At 60.1% G+C, this 2067-nt stretch carries 2 protein-coding genes and 1 pseudogene; all 3 read right to left on the reverse strand.

The genetic code is table 11. From position 1 onward, the window contains the following. Positions 1–243 (reverse strand): annotated as a pseudogene (locus tag EN750_RS31510) (porin family protein); the annotation flags it as partial. Positions 244–402: 159 nt separating this feature from the next. After that, on the reverse strand, positions 403–960 hold the full coding sequence (locus EN750_RS31515; RefSeq protein ID WP_127399037.1) for a DUF1697 domain-containing protein: 558 nt from the start codon (positions 958–960) through the stop codon (positions 403–405). Continuing rightward, a partial coding sequence (gene ilvA / locus EN750_RS31520; RefSeq protein ID WP_127399038.1) for a threonine ammonia-lyase IlvA occupies positions 957–2067 on the reverse strand: 1111 nt, incomplete at its 5' end. The genes EN750_RS31515 and ilvA, both read right to left, overlap by 4 nt.

A 2067-nucleotide genomic window follows, 5' to 3' on the forward strand; every position in this document is an offset into this window, starting at 1 on the left:
AGCCTGGACGCCGCCGAGAAAGCCATCGGTGCTGACGTCCAAGGTCTGGCCGGCGTCTTCCTCGAAGAAATTGCCGCTCGGATCAACTGCATCGGCACTTCCCCAGCCATAGCCGGCGTTGATACCGACATAACCACCGGACCAGTTGAAACCCGCCGGCATCTCGGTCGTGACCGCATCGGCCGCGAACGATGCGCCGCAGGCAGAGATCAAGAAAGTGGACGCAATAATTAGACGTTTCATCGAAATCCCCCAAGAATAGATTGGGAGAATACCACGGCGCGGGTCATTCGGCAGCCCAGCAAATCAGACAGCCACAAATTGTTGCAGAAAAAACACAGTGGCTTGATCCAGGAACAATACTCGCCGACCGGCAAGGCTGCACTTTAAATCGAAAGCAAGTCAGGGCACACGAGCCATCTCCAGCAGCGCCTGCACGGAGCGCCAGTTGCGTGCGGTACCCGGGGCTTTCAGCGTGCGCGGGATCAGCCCGGCAAACACCGATTTGCCCAGCCCGTCCGGCGCGTGCAAGTAGAGCACATCGCCCTTGATCTCGAAGCGTTCGGGGCCGGTGCACTTTTCGGTCAGCCGCGCCACCTCGTCCGCCGTCGGTTCGCGCTCCAGCACATAGGCATGCAGCTTCGTGTGGTCCGCGGCAACTTCCGGATAGGGATTTTCGCTCACCAACCGTTCGAACCATGAGAGATCGCGCACCATGATGCGCGAATAAAAACCCCATTTCTTCTCGAAGGCTGCTTCGATCTGTTTCGCCAGTGTCGCTGCGTCGCCCTTCTTCGCCCGGAACACGGCATTGCCGCTCTGCACATAGGTGGCGACATCGGAAAAGCCGAGATCCTCGAAGAACGACCGCAGCTCCGCCATTTTGACGATGCGGTTGCCGCCGACATTGATGCCGGAAAACAGTGCGACGAAGATTTTTCCTACCTCCTTGCCGCTCATATGATGAAACCGGCCAATGTCTCGTTGTCGGTGATGTCCTGATACTGGACGCCTTCGGCCTCGAACTTCGCCTTGAGCAGATCGAAATTGCGGCGGTCCTTGGTTTCGATGCCGATCAGCACCGACCCGAAATTGCGCGCCGATTTCTTCAGATATTCGAAACGGGCGATGTCGTCGTCGGGCCCGAGCAGTTCGAGGAAGTCTCGCAGCGCGCCGGGCCGCTGCGGAAAGCGGATGATGAAGTATTTCTTCAGCCCCTCGAAGCGCAGCGCCCGTTCCTTGACGTCCGGCAGCCGCTCGAAATCGAAATTGCCGCCCGAAACCACGGCAACGATGGTCTTGCCCCTGATCTCCTTCTTGGAGAAATCCTTGAGCGCATCGATCGCCAGCGCGCCAGCCGGCTCCAGCACGACGCCTTCGACGTTGAGCATTTCGATCATGGTGGCGCAGAGCCGGTTTTCCGGGATCAGCCGCACCGTTTCGGCCGGAAAATCCTTGAGATGACGCAACGGCTCGCGGCCGATCTCGGCCACCGCGGCGCCATCAACGAAATTGTCGACCTTGGCGAGTTTGAGCCGTTTTCCCGCCGCAAGGCTTTCGCGCAGGCTCGGCGCGCCTGCCGGTTCGCAGAAGACGAAGCGTGCTTCCCTGCCCTGATCGGCGAAATAATGGGTGACGCCAGCGGCAAGTCCGCCACCGCCGACCGGCAGCATGACGATATCGGGCATGCGGGCGCCCGGCATCTGGTCCGCGATCTCGTAGGCGACGGTTGCCTGGCCCTCGATAATGTCCTTGTGATCGAAGGGCGGCACCATATGGGCGCCGGAACTGCCAGTGAATTCCAGGGCCGCGCGATAGCAGTCGTCGAAGAAATCGCCGACCAGCCTGATCTCGATGAAATCGCCGCCGAACAGCTTGGTCTTGTCGATCTTCTGCTGCGGCGTCGTCACCGGCATGAACACAACGCCTCGCCTGCCGAAATGGCGGCAGACGAAAGCAAAACCCTGCGCGTGGTTGCCGGCGGACGCGCAGACGAACAGTTCAGCCTCGTTGCCGGCCGCCAGTGTCTTGCGGAAGAAATTGAAGGCGCCGCGGATCTTGTAAGAG

This window comes from Mesorhizobium sp. M7A.F.Ca.ET.027.03.2.1 (genome assembly GCF_003999175.1).
Taxonomy (GTDB): Bacteria; Pseudomonadota; Alphaproteobacteria; order Rhizobiales; family Rhizobiaceae; genus Mesorhizobium.

Bases quoted from the DNA above. Each gene is read 5' to 3' on its own strand.
- EN750_RS31515 (WP_127399037.1), bottom strand. From the start codon at position 960: ATGAGCGGCAAGGAGGTAGGAAAAATCTTCGTCGCACTGTTTTCCGGC.